12 protein-coding genes are annotated in these 15389 nt (G+C 57.1%); 9 read left to right on the forward strand and 3 right to left on the reverse strand.

Features of this window, described 5'->3' with window-relative positions:
• Positions 1-58: 58 nt before the first annotated feature.
• The 4 genes from ACP3PW_RS05130 (at position 59) to ACP3PW_RS05145 (ending at position 5128) form a co-directional block, all read left to right on the forward strand.
• Positions 59-982 carry a LysR substrate-binding domain-containing protein gene (locus tag ACP3PW_RS05130; RefSeq protein WP_426415597.1) on the forward strand — a complete coding sequence of 308 codons (924 nt, stop codon included), beginning with the start codon at positions 59-61 and terminating at the stop codon, positions 980-982.
• The gene (gene recG, locus ACP3PW_RS05135; protein WP_426415598.1) at positions 979-3072 is read left to right on the forward strand and encodes an ATP-dependent DNA helicase RecG; all 2094 of its coding nucleotides are present in this window, start codon (positions 979-981) and stop codon (positions 3070-3072) included. The genes ACP3PW_RS05130 and recG overlap by 4 nt, the downstream gene beginning before the upstream one ends.
• A 130-nt stretch (positions 3073-3202) precedes the next feature.
• On the forward strand, positions 3203-4582 hold the full coding sequence (locus ACP3PW_RS05140; protein ID WP_426415599.1) for an HDOD domain-containing protein: 1380 nt from the start codon (positions 3203-3205) through the stop codon (positions 4580-4582).
• A 120-nt stretch (positions 4583-4702) separates the two neighbouring features.
• On the forward strand, positions 4703-5128 hold the full coding sequence (locus tag ACP3PW_RS05145) for a MarR family winged helix-turn-helix transcriptional regulator (RefSeq protein WP_426415600.1): 426 nt from the start codon (positions 4703-4705) through the stop codon (positions 5126-5128).
• Between the two features lie 18 nt (positions 5129-5146).
• Here the strand turns inward: ACP3PW_RS05145 and ACP3PW_RS05150 are convergent, their stop codons facing one another.
• Complete coding sequence (locus ACP3PW_RS05150; RefSeq protein ID WP_426415601.1) at positions 5147-5941, reverse strand: hypothetical protein; 795 nt, start codon at positions 5939-5941, stop codon at positions 5147-5149.
• A 152-nt stretch (positions 5942-6093) separates the two neighbouring features.
• On the reverse strand, positions 6094-6369 hold the full coding sequence (locus ACP3PW_RS05155) for an HU family DNA-binding protein (protein WP_426415602.1): 276 nt from the start codon (positions 6367-6369) through the stop codon (positions 6094-6096).
• 204 nt (positions 6370-6573) lie between these two features.
• On the opposite strand from ACP3PW_RS05155, the gene ACP3PW_RS05160 reads away from it, so the two are divergent.
• From ACP3PW_RS05160 to phoR, 4 genes are all read left to right on the forward strand, one after another.
• Complete coding sequence (locus tag ACP3PW_RS05160) at positions 6574-7119, forward strand: chorismate--pyruvate lyase family protein (RefSeq protein ID WP_426415603.1); 546 nt, start codon at positions 6574-6576, stop codon at positions 7117-7119.
• 93 nt (positions 7120-7212) lie between these two features.
• On the forward strand, positions 7213-8094 hold the full coding sequence (gene ubiA, locus ACP3PW_RS05165) for a 4-hydroxybenzoate octaprenyltransferase (RefSeq protein WP_426415604.1): 882 nt from the start codon (positions 7213-7215) through the stop codon (positions 8092-8094).
• A gap of 75 nt (positions 8095-8169) precedes the next feature.
• Positions 8170-8859 carry a phosphate regulon transcriptional regulator PhoB gene (gene phoB / locus ACP3PW_RS05170; RefSeq protein WP_426415605.1) on the forward strand — a complete coding sequence of 230 codons (690 nt, stop codon included), beginning with the start codon at positions 8170-8172 and terminating at the stop codon, positions 8857-8859.
• A 1-nt stretch (position 8860) separates the two neighbouring features.
• Entirely contained in the window at positions 8861-10177 is a 1317-nt protein-coding gene (phoR, locus tag ACP3PW_RS05175) for a phosphate regulon sensor histidine kinase PhoR (RefSeq protein WP_426415606.1), read from the forward strand.
• Between the two features lie 3 nt (positions 10178-10180).
• Here phoR and ACP3PW_RS05180 read toward each other — a convergent pair whose 3' ends face one another.
• Complete coding sequence (locus ACP3PW_RS05180; RefSeq protein ID WP_426415607.1) at positions 10181-13033, reverse strand: putative bifunctional diguanylate cyclase/phosphodiesterase; 2853 nt, start codon at positions 13031-13033, stop codon at positions 10181-10183.
• Between the two features lie 141 nt (positions 13034-13174).
• Between ACP3PW_RS05180 and uvrD the strand changes: the two genes are divergently transcribed.
• A complete protein-coding gene (gene uvrD / locus ACP3PW_RS05185; RefSeq protein ID WP_426415608.1) occupies positions 13175-15358 on the forward strand; it encodes a DNA helicase II in 2184 nt (727 codons plus the stop codon).
• Positions 15359-15389: the final 31 nt, after the last annotated feature.

A 15389-nucleotide genomic window follows, 5' to 3' on the forward strand; every position in this document is an offset into this window, starting at 1 on the left:
TAGGTGCTGGATTAAGATAAGGCTAACAGCTTCCGCCATCTAATAAGTTTTATCAATCATGACTTTAACCGAGCTTCGCTATATCGTCACCCTTGCCCGTGAGCAACACTTCGGCCGTGCGGCCGAACGCTGCTTCGTTAGCCAGCCAACCCTGAGCGTGGGGGTCAAGAAGCTGGAAGCGGAGCTGGGCATCTCTATTTTCGAGCGCACCAAGAGTTCGGTGCGGGTTACGCCCCTAGGGGAGCAGGTGGTCAAGCAAGCGCAGAAAGTGTTGGAAGAGGCCGCCGCGGTGCGGGAGATCTCCAACGCGGGTAAGGATCAGCTGGGTACTACGTTGCGAGTGGGTGCTATATACACCATCGGTCCCTACCTCTTCCCTCACCTGGTGCCTCGACTGCGGCAGTTGGCACCGGCTATGCCGCTTTTTATAGAGGAGAACTTTACAGCGGTGTTACGCCAAAAGCTGCGCCATGGCGAGCTCGACGCCATTATTATCGCGCTGCCCTTTACCGAACCCGATGTGCTCACCAAGGCCCTGTACGATGAACCTTTTACGGTGTTGATGCCCTTTAGGCATCCTTTGAGCGAACAGGAGAGTGTCCACCGGGAACAACTGTGTGAAAACGAGTTGTTGCTATTAGGTGAGGGGCACTGTTTTCGCGATCAGGTGCTGGAGGCCTGTCCTGGCCTGAGCACCGGTAGCGCCCGTGAGAGCAAGCTGCGTACCGATGTGGAGGGTGGCTCACTGGAAACCCTGCGGCATATGGTTGCTTCAGGCATGGGGATTACGGTGCTGCCGATCTCTGCAGCCGGCGATCGGTTTTACACGCCGGGCATGTTGGCTACCCGGCCCTTTGACAAACCAGCACCCTTTCGCACGGTGGCCGTCGCCTGGCGCGCCAGCTTTCCGCGGCCGAAGGCGATCGATATCCTGGTGTCCGCCGTACGTCATTGCAGTATTGCGGAAAAACCGGCGGCGTGAGCGCAGAGCTTGGGGTTAGCCAGCGTTCGGTGACGGCGCTTAAGGGCGTCGGTCCCCAGCTTGCCGAAAAGCTGGCACGACTGCAGATTTTTACCCTGCAGGATCTCCTGTTCCACCTGCCATTGCGTTATCAGGATCGTACTCGGGTTACCGCCATTGCCGCTCTGCAGCTGGGACAGGATGCGGTGATCGAAGGCGAGGTACGGGCGGCGGATATCGTTATGGGGCGCCGCCGCAGCCTGGTGTGCAGGCTTCAGGATGGTACCGGCACGGTAACCTTACGCTTTTTCCATTTTAGCGCTGCGCAGAAACAGGGATTAGTGGTGGGCACCCGCTTGCGCTGTTACGCAGAGGTAAGGCGCGGAAGCTCGGGTCTGGAACTGTTTCACCCGGAATATAGCCGTTTGCAAGATAATCAGGCTACGGCGGTGGAGGAGCACCTGACGCCGATCTATCCGGCGACCGAAGGGCTGCACCAAAATCGCCTGCGGAGCCTGTGTGAGCAGGCGATCCTGATGCTGGAGTCCGAGGGGGGGCTTGAGGAGTGGCTGCCTCTGCAACTCCTGACCCAATACCGCTTGATGCCTCTGCAGCAGGCGGTGCTCTTGCTGCACCGACCTCCACCGGACGTCTCGCAGCAGCAGCTGCAAGAGGGTAACCATCCCGCCCAGCGGCGATTGATCTTTGAGGAGCTGCTTGCTCATCAGCTTGGCGTGCTTCAGCTTCGCCAGCGCATTCGGGCATTGGCCTCTTATTCGCTGCAGGGGGGTGCAGAGCTGAGGGATTTGTTGACGTCTTCGCTGCCCTTTTCGCCCACCGCGGCCCAGTTGCGAGTGCTGGAGGAGATCGATCGGGATCTGCAGCGTCCCCATCCGATGTTGCGCCTGGTGCAGGGGGATGTGGGCTCCGGAAAGACGTTGGTAGCGGCTCTGGCGGCCTTAAAGGCGATTGCTGGGCAGTGTCAGGTGGCGTTGATGGCACCGACGGAGATTTTGGCGGAGCAACACTACCGCACTTTTAGCGATTGGTTGCAGCCGCTGGGCATCGAGGTCGCGTGGGTGGCCGGAAAACAGGGGGTGCGCGAGCGGCGTCAACAGCTGGCTTTAATCAGCGAAGGTCGGGCAGGGTTTGTGGTGGGCACCCACGCGCTGTTTCAGGACGAGGTGACTTTTGACCGGCTAGGGCTGGTCATTATCGATGAGCAGCATCGGTTCGGTGTGCACCAGCGTCTGGCCCTAAAGGCAAAGGGTGAGCAAACGGGTTACCAGCCCCATCAGCTGGTTATGACGGCGACCCCCATACCCCGCACCCTGGCGATGAGTGCTTACGCGGATCTTGATTGTTCGGTGATCGACGAGCTGCCTCCCGGGCGCACCCCCGTGGAGACGGTTGTGATTCCGGAGGAACGCCGCTCGGAGGTGATCGACCGGGTGCGTAGAGGCTGTGCAGAAGGACGGCAGGCGTATTGGGTTTGCACCCTGGTCGAAGAGTCGGAACTCCTTCAGTGCCAGGCCGCAGAGGCGACCGTTGAAACGCTGCGCATGTTATTGCCGGAAATTGGTATAGGTTTGGTTCATGGGCGCATGAAAGCGGTTGAAAAAGCCAAGGTGATGGATGCGTTCAAGGCGGGGGAGCTACAGTTACTGGTGGCGACCACAGTGATTGAAGTGGGAGTCGATGTACCCAATGCCAGCTTGATGATTATTGAAAACCCTGAGCGGTTGGGGTTGGCACAGTTGCACCAGTTACGGGGGCGGGTAGGACGCGGTGCGACCCGGAGCTATTGTGTATTGCTATATCATGCACCATTGTCAAAAATGGGGCGTGAACGCTTGGGGATTATGCGCGAATCAACCGACGGTTTCGTTATCGCTGAGAAAGACTTGCAGCTGCGGGGTCCGGGTGAACTGCTCGGCGCCCGACAGACGGGGTTGGTACAGTACCGTATCGCCGACCTGCAGCGGGATTCGGCGTTATTGGAACCTGTGCAGAGCGCAGCGCGCTGGCTCCAGGCCCAGGGGCTGGAAAGCAGTATCAGGCCGTTGATCAAGCGTTGGCTAGGGGAGCGGGACCACTACGGGCAGGTGTAGTCTGCAAGGCAGGCGAAATACTGTGACCTGAGGCAATGTGCCGATAAAAAACGCCCGCACACTCCCCTTTTGTACGAAGGCTTTAGCTATAGTTAGCAACATTCAACGATTAAGAACAGGAACGCAGCGAGTGATACCTAATAAGGTCAAACAGTTACTGGATAATCAGGCGATCTCCTACAGTATTACCGAGATGCCTCGCCTGATTGCCGGGCAGACCCGCAGCGACGCCAGCCGCGTTGTGGTGGTGATGCTTGAGGATGAGATCGGACGCTTGCAGCTTCTGTTTCCTGCCGATCACCTGATTGATCTTGGCAAACTGGAGAAGTTGTTGGGTCGTAACCTGAAAGCGACGCCCTTTTCCGATTTGCACAACATCTGTCTGGAGCACGGCCTGGAGGCGCTGACAGGTTTGCCGCAGTTGACCGGTATACCAACTATTGTAGATAGCGCCCTTTATGAGCAGGTCGAGCTAACGATGGATTCAGGGGCGAGCAGCAACCTGCTGCAACTGACCCAGGATGAGTTTCGCCGTATACTCAGTGAGGCCACCCCCCTTGACGCCACTATTGTCACCCCAGTGCAGGCACCCATAATGAGCTACCTTGACCAAGACGTAGCGGAGATCTCTGCTGCGGTTAAAAATTTCACTACACTGCGAATTAAACAGCGACTGGAAGAGACGGTAGAGATACCCCCGTTGCCCCGCACGGCGCAGCGGATTATCAAGCTGCGGGTGAATCCCGATGCGGAGATTGAGGATCTTACTGCCGTAGTGGAAGAGGACCCAAGCCTGGCAGCCCAGGTTGTGAGCTGGGCCGCATCGCCCTACTACGCGGCACCGGGCAGGATAAAGTCGATCGAAGATGCGATTATTCGAGTACTGGGCTTCGACCTGGTGATCAACCTTGCTGTAGGTTTGGCATTGGGGAAATCCCTCTCGTTGCCCAAGGATATGCCAGAGGGCAAGACCCCTTACTGGACGCAGTCAGCGTACAACGCTACCGCAATCGATGCCCTGTGCACCCTCATTCCTCGGGCAACGCGTCCGGAGAGAGGGCTCTGCTACCTGTCGGGCCTACTGCATAATTTTGGATATCTGGTGTTATCTCATGTATTCCCCCCTCATTTCTCGGTGATTTGTCGCCACATTGAGGCCAACCCCCATGCCAGTCATGTGGATGTTGAACGCCATCATCTGGGTATCTGCAGGGAGCAGATGGCGGGTTGGTTGATGGAATTATGGGGCATGCCAGAGGAGGTCGTTGTGGCCCTGCGCTTCCAGAATGAAGCGAACTATGACGGCAAGCATGCGACTTACGCGCGTTTGCTGTATGTGACCGCGCGCCTGCTACGAGAGCAGGAGTTGGGGGATGCCCCGGCCGAGGAGATTCCTGAGTCCATGTTTGACGAGCTCAACCTTGACCCCGAGCGCGCGCGGGAGGCGATAGCCGAACTGGCAGAACGCAGGGACGAAATTGAGCAGATGGCTCACGTTTTCGGCCACTGATCCGGCGGGCATTGTGTGAGGCCTGAGCGGCTGCCCTCGCCTCCCCCGCCGAAGAGCTTGCAGTCAGGGATCCAATTGGGTGATGATCTTTAGCACCATCAGCCACCATACAGTACTCGAATGGAACAGGAACGCAGGATCTATCATCTGCTGAATCAGGCACAGCACCAGCTAAAACTCTATATCGATAAGACCATGGTGGAGACCGCAGGGGTTACCGGCGCCCAGGTCGCGGCGTTGTTGTTTCTGGAAAAAAACGACGGCTGCCAGCAAAAGGAGCTGGCGGTAGGGCTTAAGCTCGATACCTCAGCCATCACGGGCATGGTTGAGCGCTTGTGCCGCAAGGCACTGGTTGAAAAACGGCGTAGCCTGGAAGACAGGCGCGCGTTTTCATTGCACCTGAGCGATAGTGGACGCGCTGCGCTGGCGCTGGTGAAACCGGTTATCCGCACCAACAACCAGCTGCTTGAGGAACGGTTTGGGGCCCAGGCGCTCGACCAGTTTTGTGAGGTATTACACTACCTGGCCACTATTAAGACACCCTGACGAGGGATTACCGATTGCTCAGGGGCGTGTGGCGAAGCTGTTACGCTGGTTAGTGAAAAACTCCCGCATTGCGTCCAGACACTGATCCATAAACCAGCGGGTCGCGTCGGCTTCGTACAGCAGGACATATTGCTCTAGCTGAGCGGTTGGGACCTGGCGGTAGGAGTAAAGGAAAAAACTCTCGACCTGCTGCCTGGATGCCTTCACTAATTGCTCATGAACCTGTTGATCCAGCTCCTTCGCACCAGGGTTTTCTCCATCAGGTCGTTGGGTCAATACCTCCGCTGCGTGCCTGATAGAGAGCGTTAGCTGTTCCCTTAACATGACACTGATCTGGGAGGTACGCGATGCGTTGTCCAGTCGCTTTACAAGCTCGACGCGTGTGCCGCGTGGAGGGTTGAGCTGCACTTTTTCCCTGTACTCCTCCAGGCGCTGGCGGCCGTCGGCACTACCCGCTTGCTTTTCTCTCTCATTCATCGCCTTGGCGAGAGGGGAATCGAGCGCGGCGTTCATCTGTTTCAGGTAGTCGCTGTGACCACTTTGGAGCAAACGGTTAACCAGTCGCTGATGCAGTTGCTCGAAGGTGATCTGTTGTTGCAGCCGTTCGCTGGCCTGACGCAACAGCACCTGCTCCTCTTCTGTACGCGCATTCTGGGCTCGAAGAAGATGGTCGAGCATGATGGGGGTTTGTTTAAGGAAGAGTTCAATGCCTGATTTTTGCAGGCTTTGCTCGGCGAGTTCGTGAGATACCGTCTCAGCATAGCCATTGGTCCAGAGCAATAATCCAGATAACAACAGCAGTATATTACGCACGGTGAGGCCTCATCGTTATTGCAGTGGAGTCTCTCTAAATGTAGCCATACGAGGGGTGGTTATACAGGCAGGAGTCGCAGGTCTCTCGCTGACTCGTAGAAGAGCGTGGGGGCTGTACCGAAGGCGTGCTCCAGGCACAGGCCCCTGGGTACTTATCCGTTGACGCTATCTTTGAGTGATTTTCCCGGTTTGAAAGCGACCGTATTGCTGGCCTTAATCTGAATGGCTTCGCCGGTTTGCGGGTTTTTTCCGGTGCGCGCACCGCGGTGGCGCTGGGTGAATGTGCCAAAGCCGACCAGACTCACACTTTCGTTGCGGCCTAAGGCTCCGCTGATCTGGTCCAGGATGGCTGTCAGGGCTTCGCCCGCTTGTTCTTTGGTCAGGTCTGCCTGTTCGGCTATTGCTGCCGTTAATTCTGGTTTACGCATGAGTCCCCCAAGGTTCCATTGGTTTCTATTTATTGTTAGACCATATATCTAAGCAGTCGCATAGAGAAAAGTGAAGTCTTTTTTGGCACCGTGCCCGCGTCCTCTGGGGCTTTAGGTGAGTTGTGTTACAATTCTCCGCCGAATCTCCCAGCTGCCGAATGGCGCCGCTGGATTCCTGCTCGCAACTTTTGCCCTGGTACCCGTTTGCCTCTCACAACCCTGTACGCCAATCAATGGCGTCCGCAAAGCCAGATTCTCAAGTCTCACCTGCCTGAACCCTGGCGGGAGTGGTTGCTTGATCGAGGCTCGCTAACCCAGCGTTTGATGCGCCGCTATCCACAGCGCTTTTGTGTGCAGTTGATCAGGCAGCGTTGGGCTCGCCCAACGCCCTCCGAGCGCCACTGTCTTGGCATTGGCCAGCGGGAAGTGGCCAATATTCGCGAGGTGCTTTTGATCGGTGATGGAGTCCCCCGGGTGTTTGCCCGCAGCGTGCTCCCTCACTCTACCCTGGTAGGGCCTAATCGCTGTTTGTTGCGCCTTAACACCAAGCCGCTGGGAGCCTATCTATTCAGTAACCCTGCCATGCAGCGTGGAGAGATTGAGATTGCCCCACTGCCGGTCAGTCAACTCAATGCGCATCTTCCCCATTGTTATGACGATCAAATCGCCTGGGGCAGGCGCTCGCTGTTTTACCTTGACCATCGCCCCCTGTCAGTATGTGAAGTGTTTCTGCCATCGCTGTTCGAGTAGCCGCGTTGCAATCCCGCGGGTGAAACCCTAGACTGCGATGCATTGATTGCGGCACCCTCCCTGTGCCCGATACCCTGATAGATAGTCGTCATCATGCAATGGATTCTTGAGCGTTTCCCCCGCCTACCGGACTTTATCGCCCTAACCCGGGTCAATAAACCTATTGGCATCTACCTGCTACTCTGGCCCACCCTCTGGGCGCTGTGGGCTGCGGCCGAGGGCTTGCCCCGTGCCGATCTGCTGTTGATTTTTGTCGTCGGTACGGTACTGATGCGCAGCGCGGGCTGTGTTATCAATGACTATGCGGACCGTGACTTTGATGGGCGCGTAGAGCGAACCCGCAATCGCCCGCTGGCGACCGGGCGTATCCAGCCCCGCGAGGCGCTGCTGCTGTTTTTCGTGATGGTGGGGTTGGCGTTTGTGCTGGTGCTGTTTACCAATAGCCTGACGATCTACCTATCCTTTGGTGGCTTGGCCCTAGCGGCCTGTTACCCGTTTATGAAACGCTACACCCATCTTCCCCAGGTGGTGCTGGGCGCCGCCTTTGCCTGGTCGGTGCCGATGGCGTACGCCGCCCAGAGCGGTGAGGTCACTCCGGCAGCGGGCCTGATCTATATTGCGACCTTGCTCTGGACGGTCGCCTACGATACCCAGTATGCGATGGTTGATCGCGATGACGATCTCAAAATAGGTATCAAGTCGACGGCGATTCTGTTCGGTGATGCGGATAACGCGATGATCCTGTTTTTGCAGGGTTTTACCTTGTTGGTACTGTTGATGGTGGCGGGCCGCCTGGAGTTGGGTGCCCCCTTCTATTTGGGCCTGGCGGTGGCCGCAGGATTGTTTGCTTATCAATATCGCCTTACACGTAAACGCCAGCGTGAGGATTGCTTTCGCGCCTTCCTGAATAATCACTGGGTGGGGTTGGCGATATTCATGGGGCTTGCTGCCGATTACGCGTTGCGCGTACTCTGATACCACGCTGTAATGAATCTGTAACAAAGCCTCGCTCTAATAGTGCCCAGTTGCCCATGAGGAACAGGTACTGCCGTGACAGCAAAAACCATATTAATCGTCGATGACGAAGCCGCCATCCGTGAGATGATTGCGGTCGCCCTGGAGATGTCGGGCTATCAGACGCTGGAGGCGGAAAACGCCCAGCAGGCAATGGCGCTCATCGTTGACCGTAAACCCGACCTGTTGCTGCTTGACTGGATGATGCCGGGTACATCAGGTATCGAGCTGGCACGACGGTTAAAGCGTGATGAGCTCACCGGCTCCCTGCCGATCATCATGTTAACAGCCAAGGCCGATGAGGATAATATGGTGCAGGGGTTGGAAAGCGGCGCAGATGATTACATCTCCAAGCCCTTCTCCCCTCGCGAACTGGTGGCACGCCTGAAGTCGGTTCTGCGCAGGAGCCGGTTGACCGAGCCCCAGGATGCCATCGTCGTACAGGGGCTGAAGCTCGACCCGGTCAGCCATCGGGTCAGTATCGATGATCGCTCCGTTGATATGGGGCCCACCGAATTTCGCTTGCTACAGTTCTTTATGACCCATCAGGAGCGAGCCTATAGTCGTGGTCAGTTGCTCGACCAGGTGTGGGGCGGTAATGTCTACGTCGAGGAGCGAACCGTAGACGTTCACATTCGGCGTTTGCGTAAGGCGCTGGGAAGCGGCTATGACTCCCTCATTCAAACCGTGCGTGGCACGGGCTACCGGTTTTCAACCAGGGAGTGATATGGAGCGCAAATGGCAACAACGACTGTTGGGCGACCTGGGCTGGTTGCTGGTTGCCGGTATCCTGTTGGGGCTGTTTACCGATGCTTATGCCTGGTCCCTGGTATTGGTATTAGCGCTTTATCTGGGGTGGGTGCTCCACAATCTGACGCGAATGCTGCGCTGGCTGCTTCGCCGTGAACAGGACAAAAGTGCGCCACCGGAGGGGGTGGGCATCTGGGGCGATCTGTTTGACGCGATGCATCGATTGCAGCAGCGTGATCAACAGGCTCGTGGCAGGCTGAAATCGGTTATCCAGCGTATCCAGGACTCAACGGCGGCGCTACGCGACGGGGTGGTAATGGTCGATAGCAACCACTGCCTTGATTGGTGGAATGATGCCGCTGAACAGCTTCTGGGGCTGTGTTTTCCAGAAGATAGCGGCCAGCGATTAGAGAACCTGATCCGTGACCCGCGTTTTGCTGGCTATTTCGCGCGCGGTGATTACAACGAACCGCTGGAGTTGAGGTCGCCGTTGGATGATCAGGTCCGACTGCAATATGTGATCACCCGCTTTGGTCGAGGGGAGCGGTTGCTGGTGGTTCGCAATGTTACCCGCCTCTACCAGCTTGAGCAGATGCGCAAGGATCTGGTGGCCAATGTCTCCCATGAGTTGCGCACTCCGTTGACGGTGATACGGGGTTATCTGGAAACATTGCAAACCCACCCGGAAGGTGTACCGTCACATTGGTTAAGGGCGGTCGGGCAGATGGAGAAACAGACCGAGCGTATGGGGGATCTGGTTTCGGATCTGCTGCTGCTGTCACGGCTGGAGGGAAGTGATGATGGAGTAGAGCTGCGTAAAGTGGCGATCTATCCGCTGTTAAACCGAATCGTGACAGATGCGGCCGAGCTACTCGATGATGAGTCCCGTATTCAGGTTGATTGCGACCCTTCGATGGGGTTGTTGGGCAATGAGCCCGAGTTGCACAGTGCGTTTTCGAATCTGATTGTGAATGCGGTGAAGTACACGCCATCACCGGGAAACATCGAGGTGAGATGGTGGCAGGATAGTAAAGGCGCCCATCTCTCGGTGCGTGACGAGGGGGTCGGCATCGATCCTCTTCACATACCCCGCCTGACCGAGCGTTTCTACCGAATAGACTCCAGCCGCTCCATCGCGACCGGAGGTACCGGGTTGGGATTGGCCATTGTAAAGCACGTACTGCTGCGTCATAAAGGCGTGTTATCGGTGCGTAGCGTGCCGGGCAAAGGCAGCACGTTTAGCTGTCACTTCGGGGGCGAGTCATGTGTTACCCTGGGTGAAGCCGCCGGTTAGCGGTTACAGGGTGACCGGATCGCGGCTTACAAGTAGCTCGGTAAGCTTTTCTGCCGGCACGGGTTTGCTCACCAGATACCCCTGAATCTCATCACAACCAAAGCGCCGTAAAAACTCCGCATGCTGTGGTAACTCCACACCTTCGGCCACGACTCTCAAGTCGAGACTAGTGGCCATGGCAATGATGGCTCGAGTGATGGCGCAATCGTTTTCGCTATCCGGGATACCACTGATAAAACTACGGTCGATCTTGAGCGAGTTGACCGGGAATCGACGCAGGTAGCTGAGAGAGGCGTAACCGGTTCCGAAGTCGTCGATGCTGATACCGACACCCAGGTCGCGAATCCGGTGAATACTGTTGCTGACCCGTGCGTTTTCCTCCAATAGAATGCTCTCTGTGAGCTCCATCTCCAGAAGGTGATGGGGTAAGCCGGTGCGCTTGAGGGTGCGTTCGACCACCTCGAAACCGTCGCCCTGGCGCAGCTGCTGGGCCGACAGATTGACCGCCACCCGAATCTCTCCCACGCCGTCATCCAGCCATTGGCGTGCCTGCCGGCAGGCCTGTTCCAGCACCTGCTCCCCGATTGCGTTAATCAGGCCATTCTCTTCGGCGAGGTAGATAAATCGCTCGGGTTCGATCAATCCCAATTGAGGGTGCTGCCACCGAACCAGGGCTTCTACCCCCCGGATGGAGCCGCTGGCCAGGTGGAGCTTGGGCTGGTAATAGACTTCGAACTCGTTATTGGTAACCGCCTTACGCAGCGCACCTTCGAGTAGCGGTAGCTTGGTATCCTTGCCGGCAAGTTCGTCGGTATACAGATGGTAGTGGTTGCCTGCGTATTTTTTAGCTTCAATCAGGGCTCGCGAGGCGCCCTGCAACAGCGCTCTGGAGCTACGTGTTTGTTGCGGGAATCGGCAAATGCCGGCGCTGAGGGTGAGCGTTAAATCGTGGCTGCCAACGCGGTAGTCGCGGCCGGTTTTTCGTAGCAGCCGTTCTGTTATCTGCATCAAGCTGCCCAGCCCGGTTGCGCCGGGTAACAGTATCGCAAACTCGTCGCTACCGGTGCGAGCAATCAGCTCGGCATCTCGTGCGCTCTTGCGCAGCCGGCGGGAGAACTGCACCAGCAGCTGGTCTCCAACGTCGTGGCCCAGGGATTCATTAATCTGTTTAAAGCGATCAATATTGAATAACAGCAAGTTCAAAGGTTTTCCGGTCGCAGTGGCTTTGCTAAGACGCCTCAGGAATAGCTCCCGGTTGGCGAGTCCGGTCAGATTGTCAAAACTTGCGAGGAAGTGAAGGCGTTTTTCGGTCTGTTGCAGGTCAGACAGGTCGCTATAAATTCCCAGACAGTAAGGGTTGAGCCCATCGGGGTCGGTTACCGAGGAGAAGTTGGCGGCTACCGGGTAAGCGCTGCCATCCTTGCGGTACTCCAAAATTTCCCCGCTCCAGAACCCTTTGCGCTGCAACTGGTCGGCGATCTCCTGATAAAACAGCGCATCGTGGTGGCGGGATACCTGCCCTATTTTGCGGCCGAGTAGCTCGTCACTGGAAAAGCCGGTGAGTTCGCAGAAGCTCGGGTTGACCAGCAAAAATCGAAACTGGTGATCGAGCAAACAGACCGCCTGGGTACTGAGGGTGCTCAGGCGGTGGAACATGACACTTTCTGCTTGCTGCTTTTTTTCCAGGGTGATGTTGCGGCGGGTGCCTGCGATACGGGTGATGCGCCCCTGGGGGTCCCAGGCGCTGGCTCGGCCTGCATCTTCCAGCCAGAGCCATTGGCCATTGATATGGTGGGCGCGAAACTGGACTCGGTATTCCAGGCTGTTGCCATTCAGGTAGTGTTGCATCGCCTCTTTCAGCCGCAATAGATCCGCCTCATCGACCAGGCCTTTGAGACTCTCTATAAAACCTTGATGGCCATCGTAGCGTTGCCCCAGCATCTCCATCGCCTGGGGCTGGACGAAACGGTCGTGGCTCAGGTCCCACTCCCACAGGCTCAATTCGCAGGCATCGAGTGCCATGGAGAGTCGTTGCTCGGCGAGCTGGGTTGCTTTTCGGGCCCTGCGAAGCTGGTTATTGAAACGGGAGGTTTTCTCGGCGCTGATAGAGGGGGGCGTGACGGGGGTGTTGAGCGGGACGCTCTTGAGCGCCTGGCGGTGGCTACGTGTGAGCTCTTTTTGTGTCTGTTGCAGTTTGATCTGTAGTCGTTCGCTGTGCTGCGCCAGTTTATGATGGCGCAGGAGGTGGCGGTTGACGCACAGGTTCCCGTAGCTGATGAGCGCAAGGCTGAGCAGCAGGCCGAGGGCGGCAAGCTGCGAGTAACCACTGTTTTGCCACATAATTTCAACGGCAAGCGGTAGCACCGACGCGGTGGCAAAACAGAGAAAGGCCGGTGGGAAAATTCCGTAGTAAAGCATGGCACTCAACAGTGCGGCCAGCAGTAGCAGGTAGCTAACACCCGACAGGGCAAGAGTGGTAATGGGCATCAACCCAACCATCATCAGGGCAACCGTGCCACCGCCGAGAAGCGCCGGTAAACAGGAGAGCAGTTGCCAGTGTCCCACCCCCGTCTCTTTTCGGTAGCGAAAACGCAGTGCCAGGTTGTAACGGCCCAGCATCAGCAGCGCGAGCCAAGCCCAGCCAAGCAAAACGCTATAGGCGTTGAGGGATTGCCAGAAAAATGCAGTTGCAAGCAGCGCGCCGCTAGCGACCAGCCAGGGTAGCGCCCGGTGCAGCTGGTGCAGTTGCTGCAGCTGGTAGAGGGTGACATCGGCCGTCCGTTGGCGCGCGTTACTATTATCCGGGGTTGCGTTGCTGCCAACTCGTGGCAGCAGTCGCCGGATCGCATCGATCATGTAAGGCTCGAGTTGTTGGGTTGCAGTCTGCCTTGTAAAGAGCCCAAGGCGCTGGCTTTTGTTATTATGGGGGTCTTGATCAAACCAGTCCCCATTTAAACCCATGTAACCGCAGCGCAGCAAGCGTACGGCAGGATCTTAATGAACGTGAGTGAACAGGTGGCATCGCTGAATGATGCCCAGCAATGTGCGGTGACGGCCAAACCGGGTAATTATCTGGTATTGGCGGGCGCAGGCAGCGGAAAAACCAGGGTCCTGGTTAGCCGGGTAGCCTGGCTGGTAAGCCAGGGCGAGTCGCCTTACAGCATTATGGCGGTGACTTTTACCAACAAGGCCGCCGCAGAGATGCGAGCCCGCATCGAAGCCCTGTGGGGTAGTTCGCTACAGGGGTTGTGGGTAGGCACGTTTCATAGCCTCGCTCACCGCTTGCTGCGAGCCCATTGGCGAGATGCGAGATTGCCGGATAATTTCCAGATCCTGGATAGTGACGACCAGTTGCGGCTCGTTAAACGTATCTGCAAGGAGTTGGAGCTGGATGACTCCCGTTGGCCACCGAGGCAGGCGCAGTGGTATATCAACGGGCAGAAGGACGAGGGTTTGCGTCCGCAGCATATTGAAGCCCATGGCGATCTCCACGCCCAGACTATGGTGCGCATCTATGAACGCTACGAACAGGCGTGCCAGCGGGGCGGCATGGTCGATTTCGCCGAACTGCTGCTGCGTGCCCATGAGTTGTTGCGTGACAATCGAGCCGTACGGGAACATTACCAACGCCGTTTTTCCCATCTGCTGGTGGACGAGTTTCAGGATACAAACGCCATTCAATATGCCTGGTTGAGGTTGCTGGCCGGAGAGCATGGACAGGTGATGGCGGTGGGTGATGATGACCAATCGATCTACGGTTGGCGAGGGGCACGTATCGAAAACATACGTCGCTTTGACGAGGATCTTGCCGGTGTTCAAACGATCCGCCTGGAGCAGAATTATCGTTCCACCTCAACCATTCTAAAGGCCGCGAATGAGTTGATTCGCAACAACGCTGACCGCCTTGGCAAGGAGCTGTGGACCGACGGCGAAGAGGGGGAGGCGATTGCCCTGTACGCAGGCTTCAACGAGCATGACGAAGCGCGCTTTATTGTGGATCGTATACAGGACTGGTTGGAGCAGGGCCATAGCCGCAGCGAGGTGGCGATTCTCTATCGCTCAAACGCGCAGTCCAGGGTATTGGAGGAGGCGTTGATCCGTGCCGCAGTGCCCTATCGAATTTATGGCGGCCAGCGTTTCTTCGACCGCGCGGAGATTAAAAACGCCCTCGCCTATCTGCGCCTGTTGAATCACCGTGATGACGATGCCTCATTGGAGCGGGTCATCAATGTGCCGACCCGGGGCATCGGTGAACGCAGCGTGCAGCTACTGCGCGACTGTGCCCGTGAACAGGGAGTGTCGCTATGGCGAGCCTGTGAGCTGGTGGTTGATCAGCGACTGTTACCGCCACGGGCCTGTGCTGCCGTCAGCGGCTTCATGGATCTGCTGGAGGAGTTGGAAGTGCGTTGTGAACACCTGCTTCTGCACGAGCTGGTGGATCATGTTATCGCCGCTACCGGTCTCATCGATCACCACCGAAAAGAGAAAGGTGAACGGGGGCAGGCGCGCATAGAGAACCTTGAGGAGCTGGTGAGCGCCACCCGTCAGTTTGATCCCGAGGATTCCCCCTACCATGACCAGGAGTCGGAAGCCGATGCTTCTCCGTTGGCGGTATTTCTGGATCATGCCGCGCTGGAGGCGGGCGATAATCAGGCCGACCGCTCCGAAGAAAGCGTCCAATTGATGACGCTGCACTCCGCCAAGGGGCTGGAGTTTCCGTTGGTGTTTATGAGCGGGGTGGAGGAGGGTCTGTTCCCCCATAAGATGTCTCTGGATTCGGGCAATGGACTCGAGGAGGAGCGCAGGCTTTGTTATGTGGGTATTACCCGCGCAATGCAACGGCTGTACCTCTGTTATGCGGAGTCCCGCCGTCTGCACGGTTCCGAAACCCTGAATGCCCCGTCACGATTTATTGGGGAGATTCCCCGGGAGCTGATTCAGGAGGTGCGCCTTAACGCGCGAATATCGCGCCCGGTGAGTCAGGGACTCTTCTCGAGTGTCGCCACGGATATCCCGGAAACCGGGTTTGCCCTGGGCCAGCGAGTGCTGCACAAACTGTTTGGGGAAGGGGTAATACTTAACTATGAGGGCCAGGGCGCGCAAGCGCGGGTGCAGGTAAATTTTGACAGTGAGGGGAGCAAATGGTTGGTCCTTTCCTACGCCAAGTTGCAAGCGATCTAAGCGCAACCGTTAATGTTTCAGGAGAGTTAAA

The organism is Aestuariirhabdus sp. LZHN29 (assembly GCF_049985285.1).
Classification (GTDB): Bacteria; Pseudomonadota; Gammaproteobacteria; order Pseudomonadales; family Aestuariirhabdaceae; genus Aestuariirhabdus.